This is a genomic window from Erwinia sorbitola (assembly GCF_009738185.1).
Taxonomy (GTDB): Bacteria; Pseudomonadota; Gammaproteobacteria; order Enterobacterales; family Enterobacteriaceae; genus Erwinia; species Erwinia sorbitola.
The window spans coordinates 1,876,761-1,896,885 of record NZ_CP046509.1 but is presented as its reverse complement, the minus strand read 5'-3'; the positions used below and the strand labels follow the sequence as shown (position 1 = coordinate 1,896,885).

The following is a 20,125-nucleotide window of genomic DNA, read 5'->3' as shown; positions in this document are numbered from 1 at the left end:
CCGGCTCATCAACTCTCCATCACCTGCCGGAAAAGGATTATGCGTAAAACAAGGATTGCCCTGACCGTACTGGCGTCACTGACAGCCAGTTTCCAGACGTTTGCCTCCTCTGATATTGAAAGCTGCCAGTGGGGCAGTACCGACTGTTTTATTGTCAGCCCGCCGGTACTGGACGTGACCAACGACACCCGTGACAACCTGTTACGCCTGGTCAGTGAAAAGAAACCCGTTACCCTCGACTCGCAGCCCGTACCCGCAGATATGACGCGCAGCCGCTCGTTCTATTTCGGCTACCATGACGCCACCAGCTCCGCGCCTGCATCCCCTGCCACTCCGGCAGACGCTCTCCCTGCTCCTCTGGAGAGCCAGATTGCCGCGCTTGGGCTGGATACCAGCGTGCTGGAAGTGGCTAAGATGTCTCAGGGCGAAGAGGAAAATCGCCATATATCCAATTCTCTGACGACCGTTTCCCTCTTCTACCAGGCTCTGCTGGACGATACCTCTCTGACGCCGGAGCAGCGCCGGGCGCTGGCGATTGCCCGCATGTCGCTCCCGGACAGCCCGGAATCAGGCTCGCAGACGGAAGCCCTGAACTACCCTGAAGGCTCCTCTGCGCGTGCTTTCCGTGACTACCTGCTGGCCGCCAATGACTTTTATCAGGGCAGCTACCCTGATGCCACCCAGGCATTCACTGCGTTGCAAACCGCTAAACAGAAGTGGGTTGCGGAAACCGCCAGCTATATGCTGATGCGCACTGCGCTTAATCAGAGCAGTGAAAATGCCAGCGGCGAATATGGCGATTTCGATGTGAAGAAGATCGATAAAAACGCCGCGACCCTGGCGCGGACGGCGGCTCAGGCCTATCTTACCGCCTGGCCGAATGGGCAATACAGAGCCTCCGCTGAAGGTATGATGCGGCGTATTGACTGGTATCTGGAGGATTGGGATACGCTGGCCGTTCGCTATGAGCAATCGCTGAACCAGGCGAGTACCAAAGATGAGATTGTGAAGCTGATAGCGGAAAACGATCTGAAACTGCAAAGTAAAGATCAAAGCGGCGATGCGATGTTTATCAGTGCTCCCAACGCCCCGCTGCTCACATTTACCCAGACGCTGCGCCTGATGCGTAGCAACGACTGTAATCCTCGCCAGCCCTGCGTTGATCAGGCGTATCTTGATACTCTTAAACCGATTTTTGCGCAGGCCAGCCAGCTGCCGCTGTGGCACTACCTGACGCTGGTGCAATCATTCCGCACAGCGGACTATGCCGCGGTCACCGCCAATATCACTGAGGTGAAAACGCTGCCCGCCCGGGATATTGTCACTTTCAGTGAGCAGGTGCTGTACGGCGATGCGCTGATGGCACAGCAGCAGTGGCCTGCTGCCCGCGATCGCTGGACGCATTTGTTAACCCTCACCCAGGATGCAGAGCAGCAGCAGTTTCTCCAGGCCAGGCTGGCCGCAGCGCTGGTTTCAGGCGATGAAGTTGACCGCATTTATGCCCCGGACAGCCGGGTGACCAACCTGCGCTACCGTTCGCTGGTGCTGAAAACCCGTGCCACGCCGGAACTGCTGCGCCAGCAGGCGAGCAGCGGGCCGAACGATGAAGAACGCACTATTGCCCTGCATACTTTACTGGTGAGGGATTTAACCGAAGGGCGCTACGGCGAATGGTTGCAGGACAGAAAACTCAGCCAGCATATTACGCAGCCGGTAGTAAGCGAGGCGTTTGCTGATGTGCAGCTCACTGCCTTTGACTGGACTGGCGAAAAGACCGAGAAAGGCTACGTCTGTCCGGCGCTGGAAACGGTAGTGACACAGCTCAGTCAACGCGCCGGCAACAGCCATGCGCTGAACTGCCTGAGCGAGTTCTTCCGCACCACTAACGTCTCGGTCAGCACCTGGAGTGACAGCGGCGGCAACGGCACCCTCGATACTATTGTGGCGGCCGGTAAGCACCCGGGGCGTCCCGATCGCCAGCACTATTATCAGCAGGTGATCGGTAACAGTAAAACCGAGCCGGAAGATAAAAGCTACGCGCTTTACCGTGCCGTGATGTGCTATGCCCCGTCCGGCTATAACGACTGCGGCGGCAAAGACGTCGATAAAGCGCAGCGTCAGCGCTGGTTCGTTCAGCTGAAAAAACAGTATCCGGGAAGCACATGGGCAAACAAGCTCAAGTACTACTGGTAAGCCTGCTGCTGGCCGCGCTGTGCGGCCTTCCGGCGGGTGCCGCGCAGCAGGTTAACGCCAGCGATTATCAGGCCTTCTGGCTGTGGTCCGGGGTTCGCCCCGGCCCGGAGCTGAAGGCGGCGCGCACCGTCTATCTGCATCAGGGCGAAGTTATCACCCGGCAGGGCCAGGCACAGTTTGTGCGGATGGGGCTGCCGGTCAGCCGTTTATCCTTTCCACAAATCTGGCTCACCGTACGGATGGAAACCCTCGACGTACCGGATGAGATGCTGGCGCGTATTGTACGACTGGCGCAGCGCTGGGCGCAGGCGGGTAACCAGGTGGTGGGGGTACAGATTGACTTTGATGCGGCCACCCACCGACTGGACAGCTACAGTATCTTTCTGCAACGGCTGAGAACGGTGCTGCCCGGGCAATTCTCCCTGGGTGTGACCGGGCTGCTGGACTGGGCAAAAACCGGTAATGTGGCAACGCTGAATACGCTGCCGGTGGATGAACTGGTCATTCAAAGCTATCAGGGACGCCAGACGGTAAGCAACTACGCCGACTATTTTCCGGCGCTGGCGGCGCTGCGTATTCCGTTCCGGCTTGGTCTGGTTCAGCATGGGCACTGGGACAAACAGGATGAGCAGCACCTGTTGGCCTCACCCTGGTATCGCGGCAGCGTGGTGTTTATGCTGAACTCGCGATAAAGTGATTTATTATGCAATAAAAACAGATATTCAGTCATTATCTATTGTCCCCTTGCTATAAATCTCGCATACTCTCCGCACTCTTTTTTTTACAAAGTCAGGGCAAAGACGGTAATGAGTCAGAAATATCGCGTGTTTATCGACGGTCAGGCGGGCACCACCGGGTTGCAGATCCAACAGCGGCTGGCCACTCATCCTCAGATTGAAATGCTCAACATCGATGAGGCGCAGCGTAAAGATGCGGCTGCACGTCAGGCGCTGATGAAGCAGGCTGATGTCAGTATCCTTTGCCTGCCCGATGCCGCTGCACGTGAAGCGGTAGCGCTTGCCGATGAAGTGGGCGCACGCGTGCTGGATGCCAGCTCCGCGCACCGGGTTGAGGCAGGCTGGGTTTATGGTCTGCCGGAACTGGCCGTCGACCAGCGCGAGAAGATCCGCACCGCCAGCCACGTTTCCAACCCTGGCTGCTACGCCACAGGCGCTATCGCCCTGCTGGCACCGTTGACCCGGAGCGGCCTGTTGCAGGCGGATCAGCCGCTGGCAATTAATGCCGTTTCCGGCTACAGCGGCGGCGGTAAAGCGATGATTGAAAAATATCAGCAGGCAGGTACGGGTTTCGCCGCCTACGGTCTTGGCTTCGATCACAAACATATTAAAGAGATTCAGGCATGGAGCGGGCTAGACAGCAGGCCAATCTTCCAGCCGTCAGTCGGTGATTATGCACAGGGAATGCTGGTATTTATTCCACTGAATAACAGCGATGGCGTGGCGTTGCAGCAGGCGCTGGCAAGCTTCTATGCCGGTCAGCGCTTTATTCACGTCAACGAACTGAACAGTCTGGACGCAGATACGGCACCGTACCTGCTGCCTGAGGCGCTGAATAATACCAATAATATGGAGCTGTTCGTCTTCAGCCATGCCCGGCAGCGGCAGAGCATTCTGGTTGCGCGGCTTGATAACCTGGGCAAAGGGGCCTCCGGCGCGGCGGTGCAGAACCTCAACCTCATGCTTGGTCTGCCGGAAGAGACCTGCGTTAATCTGTAATTTCCTTTCACGGGGGGCATGCCCGCCCCCGTATTCACGCCCTCTTTCTCACCCTGCTCCCCTGCTTTTTTCGTCCACTTTCAGCATCTGAGGTGGCTAAAACCCCAACCTGACTCACACTTTGCCAATTCGATTCCTGTTCATACGGTTAAAATCTACTAAAGTTTTAATCTGCTCAACTACTTACAGATCGGATATGGTCTGGACATGGAGAATGGCTAATGAGAAGAGTCGAACAACGTCAATGGAATACGCGCCTGATTACCCCCCTGCTGCTCACCGCCGCGCTCACCGCCAGCTTCACACTTCAGGCGGAAGATAATCAGCGTATGCTGAGTAATAATCCGCAGCCACCGGATATCCGGCTCGGGCCGTTGTTCCACGCGGTGCAGGCGGCGAAGATTTTCCCCGACCAGAAAACCTTCGCTGATGCCGTACCCAAACAGGATCCGACCGCGATTCTTAGCGACTGGCAGATGCAGAAAATGCAGCGTAATTTCGATCTAAAACGCTTCGTTGATACCAACTTTATCCTGCCTGCTGCCGGGGAGAAATATGTGCCGCCTGCCGGCCAGAGCCTGCGTGAACATATTAACGGTCTGTGGCCGGTGCTGACACGCTCCGCCAGCCAGGCTAATCAGTGGGACTCACTGCTGCCGCTGCCGAAGCCTTATGTGGTGCCGGGCGGGCGTTTCCGCGAAGTCTATTACTGGGACAGCTACTTCACCATGCTGGGGCTGGCTGAAAGCGGCCACTGGGATCGCATTCAGGATATGGTCGATAACTTTGCTTCCGAGCTGGATAAATACGGCCATATCCCTAACGGTAACCGCAGCTACTATCTCAGCCGTTCACAGCCGCCGTTCTTTAGCATGATGGTGGATCTGCTGGCGAAACATAACGGTGAAGATGTCTACCGCAAATATCTGCCGCAGCTGGAGAAAGAGTACAGCTACTGGATGGCCGATAGCGACAAGCTGGCTCCAGGTACCGCCAGCAAACGGGTGGTGAAACTGAAAGATGGCACCCTGCTGAACCGCTACTGGGATGCGCGCGATGTGCCACGTACCGAATCTTACATGGATGATATCGCCACCGCCGGAAAAGCGCCGTCCCGTGATAAAGCCGGGCTGTATCGTGACCTGCGTGCCGGTGCGGCATCGGGCTGGGATTTCAGCTCGCGCTGGTTTGATAAACCAGGGGATCTTGCCACTATCCATACGACACGCATTGTGCCCGTTGACCTGAACGCCCTGATGTTCCATCTGGAAAATACCCTCGCCCACGCCTACAAAGTGGATAAAAATGAGGAGGCCAGCAAGCGTCTGACAGAACGTGCCGCACAGCGTGGTGACGCCATTAACCACTATCTGTGGGATGAGAAACAGGGCTGGTTTGCGGATTATGACTGGCAGAAAGCTCAGGTGCGACCACAGCTGACGGCGGCCACGCTGTTCCCGCTCTATTTACAGGCGGCAAGCGAAGATCACGCCGATCGCACTGCCAGCGCGGTCAAAGCGCAGCTGCTTAAAGAGGGCGGCCTGGTCACCACCACCGTAAATAACGGCCAGCAGTGGGATGCGCCTAACGGCTGGGCACCGTTGCAGCTGGCCGCCGTTGAAGGTCTGAACCACTACGGTAAACAGGAGCTGGCGAAAGAAGTCGGCATGCGCTTCCTGCAAAATGTGCAGGCCACCTACGATAAAGAGCATAAGCTGGTGGAGAAATACGTAGTGGAAGGTAAAGGGCTGGGAGGCGGCGGTGGCGGCGAGTACCCGCTACAGGACGGCTTTGGCTGGACTAACGGCGTGACGCTAAAACTGATGGATCTCTACTGCCCGAAAGGGGTGACCTGTAATAACGTTGGTGATATCAGCGCGGCAAAACCCGCTCCGTAATCTGTAACGCTCTGCAACAGTGCCCGGATCAATCGCTATTCAGTACCGGTCACGGGCAACAAAAAGGGAGGCATCTGCCTCCCTTTTTTAAATATGCTGTTTAACTGCGCACTTTGCGATAGATCCACAGCACCACAATGGCGCCAATCACCGCAACAACAAAGCTGCCGAAGTTAAAACCATCTACCCGACCAAAACCAAAGAAGGTGCTGATCCAGCCACCCACTACCGCACCCACCACACCAAGAACTACGGTGATGATGAAGCCGCCACCATCTTTACCCGGCATAATCCACTTGGCGATAATACCGGCGATCAGACCAAAAATGATCCATGAAAGAATACCCATCAATAACTCCTTAATATCTTCTGATTTAATACGTGAGCTGGTAAAACGGAGTAAGTATAGGTGAGGTTTATAAGTCTGTGATTTAAATCTAAACTTTCTTCGCTATTTTAGTAAGATAATTGTAAAGGCCCTGACGGAACTGCCGATAACCGTAACAGGATCGCTAACACGCATGAATTGCTATTCGACTGGAGCCGGATGTGAAAGAGGACGACAAAGAACAATACCTGAAACGCGGGCCACTGGCTGTGCTGGCTGTTCTGCGTGACCTGCATGAAAACCAAACGCCGGTGATGGTTTCACACCCGCGCGGTCAGTTTATTACCCGACTGCTGTACGCTGATAAAGAGAGTATGATTCTCGATTTCGGCAGTAATGATTACGATAATCAGCTGGCGACAGAAGCTCACAACCTGCATATCACCGCTGAAACTCGCGGTGCCAAAGTGGAGTTTGCGCTTCCCGCAATCAGCGTATGCGAGCATGAAGGGCTGCCTGCGTTCTCCGCCGATATCCCGGAACTGCTGTGGATGATCCAGCGCCGTGAATTTTTCCGCGTTACCGCTCCTCTCAATCCAATATTCTACTGCTATATTCCGTGGCCCGATGGTTCTGGTGAAGGGCGTCTGCGCTTACAGGATCTGTCGCTGGGTGGCATTGGTGTGTTGTCTGATGCCCCCCTGCCGGAGGTGTTAAAAACCGGTGACAGCATTAAAAAGCTGCGTGTTGAGATGGAGGAGTATGGCCGTCTTGAAGTGGATGCGCAGCTGATTACCATCGGCAAACGCAGCGTGGTGGGCAGTAAAAATGAGACGATTGTGACACCGCGCCTCAGCTTCCGCTTCCTGTCACTGAATGCCGGGCAGGAGCGCGAGCTACAGCAGGTTATCTTCTCTCTGGAACGGCTGGCTCGCGATAAAGCCAACCGTTTCCAGTAATCATCAGATAGTGCGATAAGCGGTGGTCACTTTCCACAGATAGCGCGGAGCCTGTGCGGCAGGATGTTTATTCTGCACATGCTGGTAAAAGGCTTCTGGCGTCATGGCGTTGATCATCGCAATTGCACGATCGCGGTCACGTGAGAATGTGCGCAACAACGCACCGGCTCCGTTGGCATAGGATACGATAGTGGCATAGCGCAGGGTCTTCGGATCGCGAATGCCTGCCAGCTGCTGCTCCTGAAGGATGCGCAGATACGCTGTGCCTATATCGATATTCTTCACCGGATCACGCAGTTCCGATTTCGTCGGCTGCCCGCGTAGCCCCTTTGAGCGATATACCTCCCGCCCTGCCGTGGAGGCTTTTATCTGCATCAAACCCACGGCATTTGACCTGCTGACTACCGTTGGATTGCCGCCCGATTCCACTGCGATAATCGCTTCCACCAGCTTCTGATCCACGCCATTACGTTGAGCTGCCTGCTCGGTCATCATCGACCAGGCGCTGGCCACCTGTGAAGGTGGTGCCTGAGTTAATGGCGTATCAGGCTGACGAACAATTTTTCTCTGGGGTGTACTGGCACAACCTGCCAGTAATAGTGCAGCGACTATCGCCGCCATCTTTACGCTTTTTCTCACGCTTTTATTATCCTTTGAGCCGTAGCCAGCGACTATCATACGGAATGATCGTCATCAGGAAATTACCGTAACTCTTAAATTGTGCTGTGCGCTGGTGACTTCACAGCGGCTATTGTTCATCATCAAGATTATTGGACAGCGCTGAGTTTAAAATAATTCAACGCTGGTGCATAAAAAATCATCAAAGTGAGCGTTATGGCAACAATTCCTCGTACAATTCATCTGGTTGCTCCTTCTGGTTACTGTCATAACCCTGCGGCAGCTGCCCGCGGCGTCGCGCGTTTGCAGGCCGCGGGCCACCGGGTAGAGAACAGCGGCATTATTGCCCGTCGCGAGCAGCGCTTTGCCGGTAACGACAGCCAGCGACTGGCTGATATCAACGGTCTGACACAGCTTAACCCTTTGCCGGACATCATTCTGGCAGTACGCGGCGGCTATGGCGCTACCCGGCTGTTACCGAATCTGCACTATGATGCACTGCGTGCCTGCCTGGCTGATGCACCTGCCGCGCTCTGCGGCCACAGTGATTTTACTGCCATTCAGCTAGCTTTGTTGACACAAAGCGGGATTGTGAGTTTTAGCGGCCCGATGCTGGCGGGCAATTTTGGTGCTGAGGTTTTATCTGATTTTACCATTGAGCACTTCTGGCGCGCGCTGACTTCGCCTAAATTAACACTGGAGTGGACGACAGTCTCGCAGCAGGTTCAAGTCTCCGGCACCGTCTGGGGCGGGAATCTGGCCATGATCGCCTCACTGATTGGCACCCCATGGATGCCTGAAATTCAGGATGGCATTCTGGTGATCGAGGATGTTAATGAACACCCTTTCCGTATTGAACGCATGCTGTTGCAACTGCATCAGAGCGGTATTCTTTCCCGCCAGAATGCCATTATCACCGGCAGCTTTAGCGGAACCACTTCAACGGACTACGACAATGGCTACGATTTTACCAGCGTCTGGAATCTGATACGCGATCTGACGGGTATCCCGGTGATTACCGGTTTACCATTTGGCCACAGCGCAGACACCGTTACCCTGCCCCTTGGCTCCCGGGGCGTGCTGACGGTCGCTGACAGTGCCGCTTCATTACAGCTATCTGGATATCCGGTGCTGCGCTGATCGTTGGGAGCGCAACAATGAAACAGCTGTATGAAGACCTCTGGGTTTCCGCCCCGGAATTTCCCACCAGTGATGATGAACCGCAGCTGATAATGCACGGTTTTTTATTGCAACACGTACGTGGAAACCTGCTGATATCCCGGGTTGAACACCCGGAAGACCATCAGACCATCGCCGATCAGGGCGGTATTATTCGCCACTATCTGACGCACTGGCACGAAGCCAGCCCGGCTACCCAGCGCTTACAGCAGCGTTTTAACTCTGCGCTTTACTGCCATGCACGGGCACTGGGCCAGGTAAGCCACTTTGCTGAAGCTGACGCCACCTTCAACGCGGCGGAAGTTCACTGCGGCAGTTTCCATGTGGTACCCACTCCGGGGCATACTCCAGGCAGTACCAGCTATCTCTATGCTTCCCCTTACGGTAAAACTTATCTGTTTGTCGGTGACACTGTCACGTTGTCCGCTGACCGTTGGGTGACCATACTGGTAGAAGAGAGTAATGAAAGCGATTTACGCCAGACGCTGGAGTTTTATCGGGCATTACGTCCGGATGTGGTGCTGATGGGCACCACTGTCGGGCAGCTGGCATGGCAGGAAGTCGATGTGCGCCAGTGGCTGGCGCTGCTGGATGAAGCTGAAAATAATATCCTCGATCTCCGCCAGCCTCTGCTCCATCTCGGCAGCGGTTAGCTCTTTTTAGCTGTTTATACGCTTTCTTCTGCCGTGAACGGAAATAGTGTTTGAACCCGGCAGGAGATACCTGTATTTTTATCCAGCAAAACAGCATAAGGAGCAAAAATGTTTGTTGAATTGATTTATGACAAGCGCAACGTAGCCGGTCTGGCCAATGCCGAACAACTGATCCTTAACGAACTGGAAAAACGAGTACAGAAGGTTTTTCCGGACGCGCAGGTAAAAGTAAAACCTATGCAGGCTAACGGTGTGAAGAGCGATGCCAGTAAAAGCGATAAATCTACGCTGCTGCGCATCATCGAAGAGATGTTTGATGAAGCAGACCAGTGGATGGTATCTGAAGAGTTTTGATGCAAATTCTGCGTGGCCAACGAACAAATTTGGATTTAATAGCTAATAGGGATGCTTTCTGTTTGCATTTATTAAGATAGATCCTATTATTTTATTTAATCGATTTCCCTGGTGTTGGCCCGCACTAAAGCTCTTAGCGGGCTTTTTTTTGTCTTAAATATCAGTCCCCGTAAACTGTTACTGCCCCCGCACAGAGTTCATCGCTAAAGTTTCCCCGCCCATTGCCGAAAAATCAACCATAACCAACAACATATACCTTCGTTCAAATTATGATGGACATTTAGCCGGGGCAACGTATGGCGACAATCTACATTCCATCGCTGATGGAACTACTCAGCGATGCTGAACAACTAAAAGGGGCGAGCCTGACGCGCGAAGAAGTTGAGGCGCTGCGCGACACCGCCATTTGTGTCTCTGTTCCCGACCGTATCGCCTGTGCGCTGGAGCCTTCACAAAACTTCAGTGATATAAATCCGGAAAACTGCTGGGAAGAGTGGTCACGCTTTCGCCATCGCGGTGAACCACGAAGCGATCAACGCCTGTAAAGACAAACTGCCTTAACGTGTGGTGTTCAGCGCCGGGTATTTGCCGCCAGCTCTTCTGACAGCAAATCGCACACTTTTGCGGCGAAATTTGAACTGTCACGCAGCATCTGAATGGCTTCTTCAAGAGTCTGAGGTGACATCTGCCCCACAATACGCCAGCCGAGGGCAATATTTTTTGCTTCTTCAAGCCGTTCAAATCGATTTTCGCCAGATACAGTCTCAGACACGATCTTCTCCTGATTTACCTTTTGGATCTATTTTACGTAGCCTGATGACGTCATCACAACCCCGGCGCCGGATTTAAATTGCACCTTGCCTGCTTTTCAAACGTTTATTGGCTAAAAAAGGTATTTTTTCTCCTTAATTCAGATTATCGCCAGCCTGAAAGTGTCAAAAAACCGGCAATAAAGGCGAATATATCATCTGTTTTATGCGGGGTTATCGGGAAAAGAGTCTGATTCGGACAATTGATAGCGATAAATACAAAACCGCCCAATTAAGGGCGGTTAGTGCTTTTACCTCTGGCTGGCTGAAGTACCACAGTTTGCGTTTAATGCTGTTGATATCGAGTGTGTCATTGCCCACCAGCACAGTGCTGGCAGGGGCTGACACGGTAGCGGCCACCATCCTCACCGCTCCATGTTCCTCTGTACCGCCGCTGTTACCTTTTCAGGTAAACTGCGACTGACAGACCATACGCCCCTCCCGATCTGGTTTCATCTACGGTTTCGGTCAGGGCCGATGTAAATAAGGAATACCCGCCCGATACAAACCATTCAACGCCGTGGACGCAGCACCTCAAACACCATCGCAACATTGCCTTTCGCACGAAACACCGCTGCACAGAAAATCAGATTCATAGTCACCGCAGCCCAGTGTGTATGGACATAAACATCAAACAGAAAGCGGAACGGCACCGAGGCGTAAGCCAGGATGATCAAATAGGCAAGCCATGCGGCCCAGGACTGATGCCTGGAGCCTGCCTTATAAAAGAACATCAGGCGTAACACAATTGCCGAGCACACCACCACATTGGTGATGACCATAGGATCACTTGTTACCATGAGGCCCTCCTCTCCAGCGAGCCAGCCATTTTGACGGATCTTGCTGGCTGAAAAACGTCAACGTTTTAATCGCCAGTGCAGACAGCAGCACTGCACCCAAACCATCCAGCGGTTTATCGCTATAACCCAGTATCAGCGCCAGTTTCGCGCCAACCAGGCCAGCACCATAAATACCGACAATCCACGACACCATAAAATATGCAGCGCGGCGAATGACCTGAATATCTGCCGCGGTAGTGACATAAAACACCGCACCGGCAAAAGCGCCAAACAGGACACCATAGTCGGTGGCACCGATAAAACTGAACAGACTAACGCCCGAAGTTACTGCGGCCCCCAGACTTACTGCTAATAGAGTTCCTGCCATGTTGCCCCCTTTACTGTGCCCTCTTACCGATTCAGGGATAAAAAAAACCCGGCAAATGCCGGGTTGATAAACAGTTACAACGCTTATGTGGATAACTGTCTTTGTATTAAGTTACATGGGTTTTTGCGTACGCGTGAGCAGGGAAAACAAATTTCACGCATTTTTTCAGTACCGCTAGTTTATTAAAAAAATAGCATCATCCCGGATCCCCGCCCTTAACCACACCAGGATTATCCTTAGGGCTGTACCGGTCGGCGTCAGATTATTGCCAGGCAAAATCTCACATTATGATCGCGATCAAAACATGCCTTTCGTGGACGGAACAGCATTAATTACCAGGAAAAACCAGATAACGAAGGATCCCTATGAACGCCGCTTTACTCTTTTCTCTGCTGCTGATTGGTGGGCCATTGATGGGGTTTTTAGTGATTATCGGCGTCTGCCTGCCGGGCATTTTGCTGGCGTTATGGCATCTGCTCGGAGAAAGGATGCATCTCAAAAGCGAGCATTAGCCTGGTTTTATTTCGCCACCGGAAAATCTGCATAGCGCGTAGTGTAAGCGGGCGACAGCATCTCCCGCTTCATCGCCCAGCTTTTATCTATTCCCTGCCCGGCAAACCAGACTTTACCCTTGCCAGACTGGTTCAGAGCATCAAGCACGCCCATCAGCGCCTCACTGTTGGCCTTCGGCTGATGTTCATCAAACAGGTTTAGCTGGGCCACGCCGCGGCTGAAGAAGTCCCCCAGCATCACTCCGGCTTTCATATAACGATGCCCCTCAACCCAGATACGGTCGAGCGACTCCGATGCCACGCGGATAATGTCCCGCGTATCATTAGAGGGAGTCAGCAGCGTACCCGAAGCCTGATTACCATAGAAGATTTCCCCTTCCGCATGGGGGCTGGTGCGCAGAAAAACGCTGATAAAGCGGCAAAATTGTTTTTCCTGACGCAGTTTTTCCGCAGCACGCTCGGCATAGGCGCAGATGGCCTGATGCATCTCTTCATAAGCCGTAATCCGATGTCCAAACGAGCGGCTACAGATAATCTGCTGCTTAGTGGGCGCAAACTCTTCCATGCCAAGACAGGATTCGCCGCGCAGCTCGCGGGCGGTTCTCTCCAGTACCACATTAAAATGTTTGCGAAGAACCCAGAGAGAGGACTCCGCCAGCTGTAACGCATTCTCAATACCCATCAGATTGAGTTTTTTAGCAATTCTGCGCCCCACTCCCCACACCTCTTCTACCGGTACCAGTGCCAGCAATCTGCGCTGGCGATCGATATTCGACAGATCCACCACGCCGCCGGTTTTATGCCATTTTTTAGCGGCATAGTTGGCGAGTTTTGCCAGCGTCTTCGTTGGGCCAATCCCCACGCCCACCGTCAGGCCCGTATCTCTCAGAATGCGATGGCGCATCTGGTGACCAAAAGCATCCAGCGCCATACAGTTCTCTACCCCGGTAACGTTAATAAAGGCTTCATCAATGGAGTAAATTTCTACGCCTGGCGCCATCTCCGTCAGTAACGTCATTACCCGGTGGCTGAGGTCAGCATAAAGCGCATAGTTAGAGCTGAAAACATGCACATGCTGACGGTACAGCTCCTGTTTCAGCTTGAAATAGGGTGCGCCCATTTTTATCCCCAGCGCTTTGGCTTCAGCGGATCGGGAAATCACACAGCCATCGTTGTTCGATACCACCACCACGGGTTTTCCCGCCAGATCCGGGCGAAAAACCGTTTCACAGGACGTGTAGAAGCTGTTGACATCTACCAGCGCAAACATCGTTATTTATGCGCTTTAAGGGTAAAGGTCACCACGCCGAAGATCTCCAGCTCTTCCTCACTCAGAAAGGAGATCGCAGAATACTGGCTGTTATGGGGAACCAGTTGCAGAGAGGGCCGGGTGCGCAGCTCTTTTACCGTGAACTCGCCGGCTACGGCGGCGACCACAATATCGCCATGCACGGCGCTCAGAGAACGATCCACAATCAGCAGATCCCCATCGCCTATTCCTGCGCCGCGCATTGAGTCACCGCTGACCTTGATAAAGTAGGTGGCGCTGGGATGTTTAATCGCAAACTTATTGAGGTCAAGCCGATCTTCAACATAGTCCTGAGCCGGGCTGGGAAAGCCGCAGGGTACGCGCTCAAGGAACAGCGGCAGCTGCATGGTGTGATAACTGTTGGCCGGGTGAATGAACTGCATAATATAAATCTCAATGACACTGTATTTATATACAGTATTACCATTCGCGGTAATCAATCAAGCATCTTGTCAGATGATTCCGGGAAGAGTTTGAAGTCACTCTATATTTAGCACTTAGCGGTAAGACGGCCAGGGTTACGCTATGCTGTAAAAATCATGAAGCCTGCACGTAAACTCACGTTTTCTAACGATAAATGCTACCGCCGGGTGTACCCCATCAATGAACAACTCTTAAAGCAGAAAAAATGTTATTAACCTGCATAGCAACCCATACAAACAGGTATATGCATGATAACCAGGCCTCCCCTCGAATTTAATGATGCTTTTCCCTGGATGATCTTATGTGATTTTGATGGAACGATTAGCGCTGAAGACACTACGGATACCCTGCTCGCACGCTTTGCTCTTCCCGGCTGGGAAAGGCTGGAACAGCAGTGGCTGGCGGGAGAGATAGGCTCCGGAGAGTGTATGTCCGGGCAAATTGCGCTACTCGATATGACGCGTGAAGCGCTGGATAATTGTCTCAGCGGCATCAGTATTGATCCTGCATTTAAACAGTTTGTCGCCCTCGCCCGGCGTCTGAATGTCCCCCTGAAGATTGTCAGCGACGGGCTGGATTACGCTATTCAGCGCATCCTCGATCGCCATGGTCTGGGGCATTTAACGGTCATCGCTAACCACCTCGAGCAGCAGGGTGAACGGAGCTGGGGGCTGCAATTTCCCTGGCGTGCGCCCCACTGCCGCTGCGCTAACGGGGTATGTAAATGTGCCATTGCTCAAAGGGTTAAAGGCCGCGTACTGATGGTGGGCGACGGACATTCCGATTTTTGCGTTGCTGCACAAGCCGACCATGTTCTGGCAAAGGGCAGTTTAATCGGTGAGTGCCGCCGTAAAGGTATTGCACACACGGCATTTAATGACTTTAGCGATGCCGTGCCTGCCCTGGAACAGCTGCTGAACTCACCTGACGGGAAGTGTCCCCCCTTTTCTTTTAATCCGCTGATGCCGTGGAGGACTCATGATTAACAACCATGATCTCCTGCCGCCTGCAACCCACAGGATCGGCGTAGCAAACTTATTGATGGTATGAGTCAACTCACCCTGATTTTATGGCTGTTAAACGTCCTGGTCGATACCTGCGGCCAGCTCTCTTTTAAGGCCGCCACGCGCCACAGCGGGCAATCCAGTAGTCTCACCTGGTGGCGCTATATGCTCTGTCATGGCTGGATCTGGCTGGGAGTGGGCTGCTATGTGCTGCAATTTGTCCTCTGGCTGGCCTTTCTGTCGCTGGTGCCGCTTTCCGTCGGAGTGATGCTGGGTGCCATCAGTGTCGTCGTGATTATGATTGCCGGGAGGCTGTGGTTTAAGGAGCGCTTAAGCAAATGGCGCATCATTGGCATCCTGCTGATCGCGCTGGGTGTGGTGGCTGTAGGAATGGAATGATGAAACGCTTTTATCTGCTGGGATTTATTGCCCTGATGCTATTTGATACGCTGGCACAGGTCAGTTTTAAATACACGGCGATCCACGCCTCCCCACTAACGCTGGATGCCGCATGGCTGGGGCGGATCTTTACCCATCCCTGGGTATATATTGCCTTTGCCGGTTATATGGGCGCTTTTTATACCTGGATGACACTGCTCAGGCACGCACCGGTTGGCCCCGCTTTTGCCGCTTCGCATCTTGATGTTGTCTCCGTGACGCTGGTATCCATTTGGCTGTTTAACGATGAGCTTACTCTGGTAAAAATTATCGGCGGCATACTGATCCTGCTGGGTATTCTGTGCCTGGCAAAAGATGCGGGAACTCACCTGTCACACTAAAACAGCGCCAAAAAAACGCCCCGTAAATACGGGGCGTTAGCTGACTGAACAACACAGAGTATGGTAATCACATCTCTTTTTTAGCGCGTACGATCAGCTGATCCAGCAGCTCAATCGCCTGATGGATTTCGGCACGGCTGATTTCCAGTGACGGCGCAAACGTAATCACATTTTTGTAGTATCCGCCCACATCCAGCACCAGCCCGGTTTTCTGCCCGTGATAGTCCAGAGTACCGGATAATCCAATATCCACCATTTTATCCAGCAGCGGCTTATTGGGTGTAAAGCCATCGGCAGTACAGAGTTCGGCGCGCAGCGCCAGGCCCAGGCCATCCACATCGCCAATTTCCGGGTGGCGCAGCTGCAACGACTTCAGCCCTTCCAGGAAACAGGCTCCGCTTTCCATAACCTGTTTCTCATAATCTTTTTCCGCCAGCATATGCATCACTTCCAGCCCGACTGAGGTTCCCAATGGGTTAGAGGCAAAGGTTGAATGAGTTGATCCTACCGGGAAGGTCACTGGATTAATCATCTCTTCACGCGCCCAGATACCAGCCAGCGGATTCAGGCCGTTGGTTAATGCCTTACCAAATACCAGCACGTCCGGTGTGATACCAAAGTGCTCAACCGACCAGAGCTTGCCGGTACGATAGAAACCCATCTGGATCTCATCAACCACCAGCAGAATGCCGTGCTCGTCGAGTACTTTTTTCAGGCCTTTATAGTAGTTACGCGGCGGAATAACATAGCCGCCGGTTCCCTGAACGGGTTCAATATAGAATGCAGCATATTCGGACTGCCCGGCTTTAGGATCCCATACTCCGTGATACTCGTTGGCAAACAGGCGTGCAAAGTCGGCAATAAGTTTTTCTGCATACTCTTCCGCTGTCATCCCTTTTTGACGCCGGAACGGATAAGGGAACGGAATAAACTGAGCACGTTCGCCAAAATGACCAAAACGACGCCGGTAACGGTAGCTGGAGGTAATCGAAGATGCTCCCAGGCTGCGCCCATGGTAGCCACCTTCGAAGGCAAACATCAGGCTTTTACCGTTACAGTAGTTACGCACCAACTTCAGGGAGTCATCAATAGACTGTGAGCCGCCTACGTTATAGTGAACACGCCCCGGCAGACCAAACTTACGTTCCATATCCTGAGCAATAGCTTTACTTAATTCAATTTTGGTTGGGTGCAGATACTGGCTGGCAATCTGCGGCAGCACATCAATCTGGCGTTTGAGAACATTATCCAGCCGCGGGTTGGCATAGCCAAAATTAACTGCGGAATACCACATCTGAAGATCCAGATAAGGCGTTCCTTCCGCATCGAAAAGGTAACTACCCCTACAGCTATCAAAAATTTTTGGCGTACTGACATAATGCACGGTATCACCATGTGAACAATATTTAGCTTCATCTGCTAGCAGTTGTTCTTCATACGGAGTCATACAAAGTCCTTATTTTGGCTTGACGAGGTGGCCTGAGTTTATCAGCCCCCCTCATTCACATGACCGCCGGTTTTTGACTAAAATTACCTTGTATTACTTTTTTATGCATGTCGTTTAATCTTTATAGAAGTTAGCGTTAATCAACTCTAAACAAGTTATATTTAAGCTAATTATCAGAGGGGATCCGCACAGAATAGCCAAAAAAAACCGCCACCAGATAGTCTATTATCTGGAGTAAAATGGCTACCGCTAAAGAATAAATATCAACTTACAGAATCGCCGCATAAGGCAGGACAATGCCCGGCCACAGTGATACAAGATCTATCCTGGTGATGAAACGGAGAAGAAGATGAACTACAGCGCTGTGTTGCTGATTTCCATTGTTACGGTATCAACCGCCTGCTCGCAGCGCGGGCCGGTAGCGGAGCGCCGTGAGACCCGCGAGTGCCTTTCCTGGCGCAGCATGAAGACCGCGCCGGTGCCTCCGGATGTGCAGGCACGACTGCAGGCTGACTGTGAGAAATCTACTCTGAGTGTGCCGGAACATCGTTAGTGATGGCTCCCACGGAAAACAGGACTAACACTTTTGTTATATTTTACAACAAATCTGTTATCATGCCGCCATGATATCTGAAGGCTTTAAGGCCTGAGCGAGAGGTACGGCATGTTTAAATATCCGGCGTCAGTTTCGTATGACGAAGAGACTCAATCCTATGAGATCAGTTTTCCTGATTTCGACACCCTCTCTTCTGTGGCGTTTGCAGAGGAAGATATTGAGCTGGAAGCTCTTGACGGTTTAACGGCAGCTATCGGCGAAAGCATCAGTTCACGCCAGCCTATACCCGCCCCTTCTCAGGCAGAAGAGGATGATATTTTGATCCATCTCCCTGTACTCACCTGCCTGAAAGCAGCGCTGCACAATGCCATGATTCAGAGCGGAACGCGTAAAGCGGATCTGGCACGCAAGCTCAATATGAAAGGCCCGCAGATTGACCGACTGTTAGATGTTGAGCATGCTTCTAAAGTCGAGGCCTTAGAGCAGGCATTGTATCTGCTGGGTCGTGAAGTCTCGGTTGCCATCAGGATTACCTGAAAAGGACGAGAAGCAGATTACTATCACTGACAGGTCTGCTTCTCTCTTTCTTCGTTTGAATAAATAACTCCGCTGTACTTTTAAGCCTGTCTACATAGCAATAAATGTATTTTTTATTTTAGCCTTATCAAATCTATCTGTCATAATCTGGCCCATGGCTAACGGGTGTCAGGTAACCGGCTATAGTGCTGCCATTACTCACTCCTTCATCCTCGAATAATTTTCAGTTCACACTACACCGGTAAGAAACCGGCGCTATTCATATAACCCTTAAGCAGCAGACTACAGATGTCCTCAGGACTGGATAAAAATCACTCCCATCTCTTTCCGGTTGAATTAATTCTCTGACTCATTTTGATTCAAGGTATTAAAAAGGCCGCCACAAGGCAGCCGAATAAATAAAAAAACACCTGGAACTGTGGATATTCAGTATAGCAACGCTGTATATATTTATAATAATTTGTTTGATGACCGTTTGGTTGTACGAACTCTAGAAATAAGGCGTCTCAAGGAATTTCTGAACTCATCGATATCAATGTAGTCAACATCACGTCCTACTACAATTGTTTCCGAAAAATCCTGCATAGCAGGCCAGCGAGTTTTGTAATTAGCGTATACAGCAATAGCTGGGACATTGTAAGCACTAGCTATATGTAATATGGAGGTATCTGGCGTTATTATCAGAGAGGCATCCTTTACCACTGCCGCAGAGCGTGTTATTGAAGGAGACAGTGTAATTCTATACACATAGTCATAGGATTTTGTCAATTCAACTGCATTATCAGCACCCTTTGGCCCATGAACAATGAAAATCGGCATTTTTAGCTCATTTCTGACTAACTCTATAAGACTCTTAGCGACAGAGAGTGAAAAGGTTCGCTCCTTTACACTTCCTTCAAAATTGAATGCAATATAGCTATCAAATACACCTGTTTCACAACGTACTTCGGCTATAACCTCTTTGCTGAGGGGAAATTCAAACATAGAGCGTACAACAGGAAATCCAGTTTCTCTCATCAGGATCGCCCAAGTCATAGGAACAGGCGCTCGATAAACCTGATCCATTTTTGAGGCTATCGTGCATAATGGTGAACAACACCTCATATTTAACCCTACTGCCTGAAGATTTGTTTTCGCTCTTAGATTACTGATAAAAAAAATTGTTTTTAAATTTTTCTTACGCATTGCCTCTATACATATATCCGGGACGCCATATTTTTCCCTTATATTTTTTGCCACTTCTTTTATTTCATCTAACCGGGCATCATCCTGAAAGCTCATACTAATCAATGTCAGCATGGTGTTTTTTAGAGTCAGGGCCTCGAATACGGGTTTATTCATCTCAGATGCGACAATAATCAAATGTTTTATCTGATATTTTTCCAGAGAGCGAATTACCGGAAAAACTGACATAGCATCCCCGATCTGGTCAGGGATATGAATAACAACAAGCCTTGCAAGGGCATTGCTAATATTAATTTTACGATAGTCATAAACACTAAATATTATATATCTTAATATTGATAATAATGACATTTTATTTCGAACACGCCTCATGTAAAAAACAAGCCATTACAGATTATAATGCAAAGAACATTCGCTCAATTAGTCTGCACAGAGAAAGCATTAAAGGTTCCAAGGCAATTGCATGACCTTGAGCAAGG

Annotated in this window: 24 protein-coding genes; 15 read left to right on the top strand and 9 right to left on the bottom strand. The window is 51.6% G+C overall.

Annotation, left to right across the window (positions count from 1 at the left end):
- The first annotated feature begins 39 nt into the window (after nucleotides 1-39).
- The 4 genes from GN242_RS08510 (at nucleotide 40) to treA (ending at nucleotide 5,827) form a co-directional block, all read left to right on the top strand.
- On the top strand, nucleotides 40-2,193 hold the full coding sequence (locus GN242_RS08510; protein ID WP_156287287.1) for a PA5441 family protein: 2,154 nt from the start codon (nucleotides 40-42) through the stop codon (nucleotides 2,191-2,193).
- Complete coding sequence (locus GN242_RS08505; protein WP_156287286.1) at nucleotides 2,163-2,885, top strand: DUF3142 domain-containing protein; 723 nt, start codon at nucleotides 2,163-2,165, stop codon at nucleotides 2,883-2,885. The genes GN242_RS08510 and GN242_RS08505 overlap by 31 nt, the downstream gene beginning before the upstream one ends.
- A gap of 114 nt (nucleotides 2,886-2,999) precedes the next feature.
- Entirely contained in the window at nucleotides 3,000-3,929 is a 930-nt protein-coding gene (gene argC, locus GN242_RS08500; protein WP_156287285.1) for an N-acetyl-gamma-glutamyl-phosphate reductase, read from the top strand.
- Between the two features lie 221 nt (nucleotides 3,930-4,150).
- Nucleotides 4,151-5,827 (top strand): alpha,alpha-trehalase TreA, encoded by a 1,677-nt coding sequence (gene treA / locus GN242_RS08495; RefSeq protein WP_154751489.1) that lies wholly within the window; start codon nucleotides 4,151-4,153, stop codon nucleotides 5,825-5,827.
- 100 nt (nucleotides 5,828-5,927) lie between these two features.
- Here the strand turns inward: treA and GN242_RS08490 are convergent, their stop codons facing one another.
- Nucleotides 5,928-6,176 (bottom strand): GlsB/YeaQ/YmgE family stress response membrane protein, encoded by a 249-nt coding sequence (locus GN242_RS08490; RefSeq protein ID WP_154751490.1) that lies wholly within the window; start codon nucleotides 6,174-6,176, stop codon nucleotides 5,928-5,930.
- 200 nt (nucleotides 6,177-6,376) lie between these two features.
- Between GN242_RS08490 and GN242_RS08485 the strand changes: the two genes are divergently transcribed.
- The gene (locus tag GN242_RS08485; protein WP_156287284.1) at nucleotides 6,377-7,114 is read left to right on the top strand and encodes a flagellar brake protein; all 738 of its coding nucleotides are present in this window, start codon (nucleotides 6,377-6,379) and stop codon (nucleotides 7,112-7,114) included.
- A gap of 3 nt (nucleotides 7,115-7,117) precedes the next feature.
- Here the strand turns inward: GN242_RS08485 and emtA are convergent, their stop codons facing one another.
- The gene (emtA, locus tag GN242_RS08480; RefSeq protein WP_156287283.1) at nucleotides 7,118-7,753 is read right to left on the bottom strand and encodes a membrane-bound lytic murein transglycosylase EmtA; all 636 of its coding nucleotides are present in this window, start codon (nucleotides 7,751-7,753) and stop codon (nucleotides 7,118-7,120) included.
- A gap of 195 nt (nucleotides 7,754-7,948) precedes the next feature.
- Here emtA and ldcA point away from each other — a divergent pair, with 195 nt between their 5' ends.
- From ldcA to GN242_RS08460, 4 genes are all read left to right on the top strand, one after another.
- Nucleotides 7,949-8,872 carry a muramoyltetrapeptide carboxypeptidase gene (gene ldcA / locus GN242_RS08475; protein WP_156287282.1) on the top strand — a complete coding sequence of 308 codons (924 nt, stop codon included), beginning with the start codon at nucleotides 7,949-7,951 and terminating at the stop codon, nucleotides 8,870-8,872.
- Nucleotides 8,873-8,889: 17 nt separating this feature from the next.
- Entirely contained in the window at nucleotides 8,890-9,564 is a 675-nt protein-coding gene (locus GN242_RS08470; RefSeq protein WP_154751494.1) for an MBL fold metallo-hydrolase, read from the top strand.
- A gap of 108 nt (nucleotides 9,565-9,672) precedes the next feature.
- Entirely contained in the window at nucleotides 9,673-9,918 is a 246-nt protein-coding gene (locus tag GN242_RS08465) for a DinI-like family protein (protein ID WP_154751495.1), read from the top strand.
- 296 nt (nucleotides 9,919-10,214) lie between these two features.
- Nucleotides 10,215-10,463, top strand: coding sequence for a hypothetical protein (locus tag GN242_RS08460; protein ID WP_154751496.1), 249 nt, complete (start codon nucleotides 10,215-10,217; stop codon nucleotides 10,461-10,463).
- Between the two features lie 26 nt (nucleotides 10,464-10,489).
- Here GN242_RS08460 and GN242_RS08455 read toward each other — a convergent pair whose 3' ends face one another.
- The 3 genes from GN242_RS08455 to GN242_RS08445 form a co-directional block, all read right to left on the bottom strand.
- Complete coding sequence (locus GN242_RS08455; RefSeq protein WP_156287281.1) at nucleotides 10,490-10,690, bottom strand: hypothetical protein; 201 nt, start codon at nucleotides 10,688-10,690, stop codon at nucleotides 10,490-10,492.
- Between the two features lie 549 nt (nucleotides 10,691-11,239).
- Nucleotides 11,240-11,527, bottom strand: a complete 288-nt coding sequence (locus GN242_RS08450) for a phage holin family protein (protein ID WP_154751497.1) — start codon at nucleotides 11,525-11,527, stop codon at nucleotides 11,240-11,242.
- The gene (locus GN242_RS08445; RefSeq protein ID WP_154751498.1) at nucleotides 11,514-11,894 is read right to left on the bottom strand and encodes a putative holin; all 381 of its coding nucleotides are present in this window, start codon (nucleotides 11,892-11,894) and stop codon (nucleotides 11,514-11,516) included. Before GN242_RS08445 ends, GN242_RS08450 begins: the two co-directional genes overlap by 14 nt.
- Nucleotides 11,895-12,259: 365 nt before the next feature.
- Between GN242_RS08445 and GN242_RS08440 the strand changes: the two genes are divergently transcribed.
- Nucleotides 12,260-12,406, top strand: a complete 147-nt coding sequence (locus tag GN242_RS08440; protein ID WP_154751499.1) for a hypothetical protein — start codon at nucleotides 12,260-12,262, stop codon at nucleotides 12,404-12,406.
- A 7-nt stretch (nucleotides 12,407-12,413) separates the two neighbouring features.
- Here GN242_RS08440 and umuC read toward each other — a convergent pair whose 3' ends face one another.
- The gene (umuC, locus tag GN242_RS08435; protein ID WP_156287280.1) at nucleotides 12,414-13,676 is read right to left on the bottom strand and encodes a translesion error-prone DNA polymerase V subunit UmuC; all 1,263 of its coding nucleotides are present in this window, start codon (nucleotides 13,674-13,676) and stop codon (nucleotides 12,414-12,416) included.
- Nucleotides 13,677-13,678: 2 nt separating this feature from the next.
- Entirely contained in the window at nucleotides 13,679-14,098 is a 420-nt protein-coding gene (gene umuD, locus GN242_RS08430; protein ID WP_154751501.1) for a translesion error-prone DNA polymerase V autoproteolytic subunit, read from the bottom strand.
- 288 nt (nucleotides 14,099-14,386) lie between these two features.
- On the opposite strand from umuD, the gene GN242_RS08425 reads away from it, so the two are divergent.
- Genes GN242_RS08425 through GN242_RS08415 form a run of 3 tightly spaced genes read left to right on the top strand, consistent with a single transcriptional unit; the run spans nucleotide 14,387 to nucleotide 15,921 of the window.
- Nucleotides 14,387-15,124, top strand: a complete 738-nt coding sequence (locus GN242_RS08425) for an MtnX-like HAD-IB family phosphatase (RefSeq protein WP_197094777.1) — start codon at nucleotides 14,387-14,389, stop codon at nucleotides 15,122-15,124.
- A gap of 60 nt (nucleotides 15,125-15,184) precedes the next feature.
- Nucleotides 15,185-15,541: an EamA family transporter gene (locus GN242_RS08420; RefSeq protein ID WP_154751502.1), complete on the top strand. Its 357-nt coding sequence runs from the start codon at nucleotides 15,185-15,187 to the stop codon at nucleotides 15,539-15,541.
- Nucleotides 15,538-15,921 carry an EamA family transporter gene (locus GN242_RS08415; protein WP_197094776.1) on the top strand — a complete coding sequence of 128 codons (384 nt, stop codon included), beginning with the start codon at nucleotides 15,538-15,540 and terminating at the stop codon, nucleotides 15,919-15,921. The genes GN242_RS08420 and GN242_RS08415 overlap by 4 nt, the downstream gene beginning before the upstream one ends.
- 67 nt (nucleotides 15,922-15,988) lie before the next feature.
- Here GN242_RS08415 and GN242_RS08410 read toward each other — a convergent pair whose 3' ends face one another.
- Nucleotides 15,989-17,368, bottom strand: a complete 1,380-nt coding sequence (locus GN242_RS08410; RefSeq protein WP_154751503.1) for an aspartate aminotransferase family protein — start codon at nucleotides 17,366-17,368, stop codon at nucleotides 15,989-15,991.
- A 349-nt stretch (nucleotides 17,369-17,717) separates the two neighbouring features.
- Between GN242_RS08410 and GN242_RS08405 the strand changes: the two genes are divergently transcribed.
- Both GN242_RS08405 and GN242_RS08400 read left to right on the top strand, forming a co-directional pair.
- Nucleotides 17,718-17,921 (top strand): hypothetical protein, encoded by a 204-nt coding sequence (locus tag GN242_RS08405; protein ID WP_156287279.1) that lies wholly within the window; start codon nucleotides 17,718-17,720, stop codon nucleotides 17,919-17,921.
- Nucleotides 17,922-18,032: 111 nt separating this feature from the next.
- On the top strand, nucleotides 18,033-18,461 hold the full coding sequence (locus tag GN242_RS08400) for a type II toxin-antitoxin system HicB family antitoxin (RefSeq protein ID WP_154751505.1): 429 nt from the start codon (nucleotides 18,033-18,035) through the stop codon (nucleotides 18,459-18,461).
- A 450-nt stretch (nucleotides 18,462-18,911) separates the two neighbouring features.
- On the opposite strand, the gene GN242_RS08395 is transcribed toward GN242_RS08400, so the two are convergent.
- Nucleotides 18,912-19,997 carry a glycosyltransferase family 9 protein gene (locus GN242_RS08395; protein WP_154751506.1) on the bottom strand — a complete coding sequence of 362 codons (1,086 nt, stop codon included), beginning with the start codon at nucleotides 19,995-19,997 and terminating at the stop codon, nucleotides 18,912-18,914.
- Nucleotides 19,998-20,125: the final 128 nt, after the last annotated feature.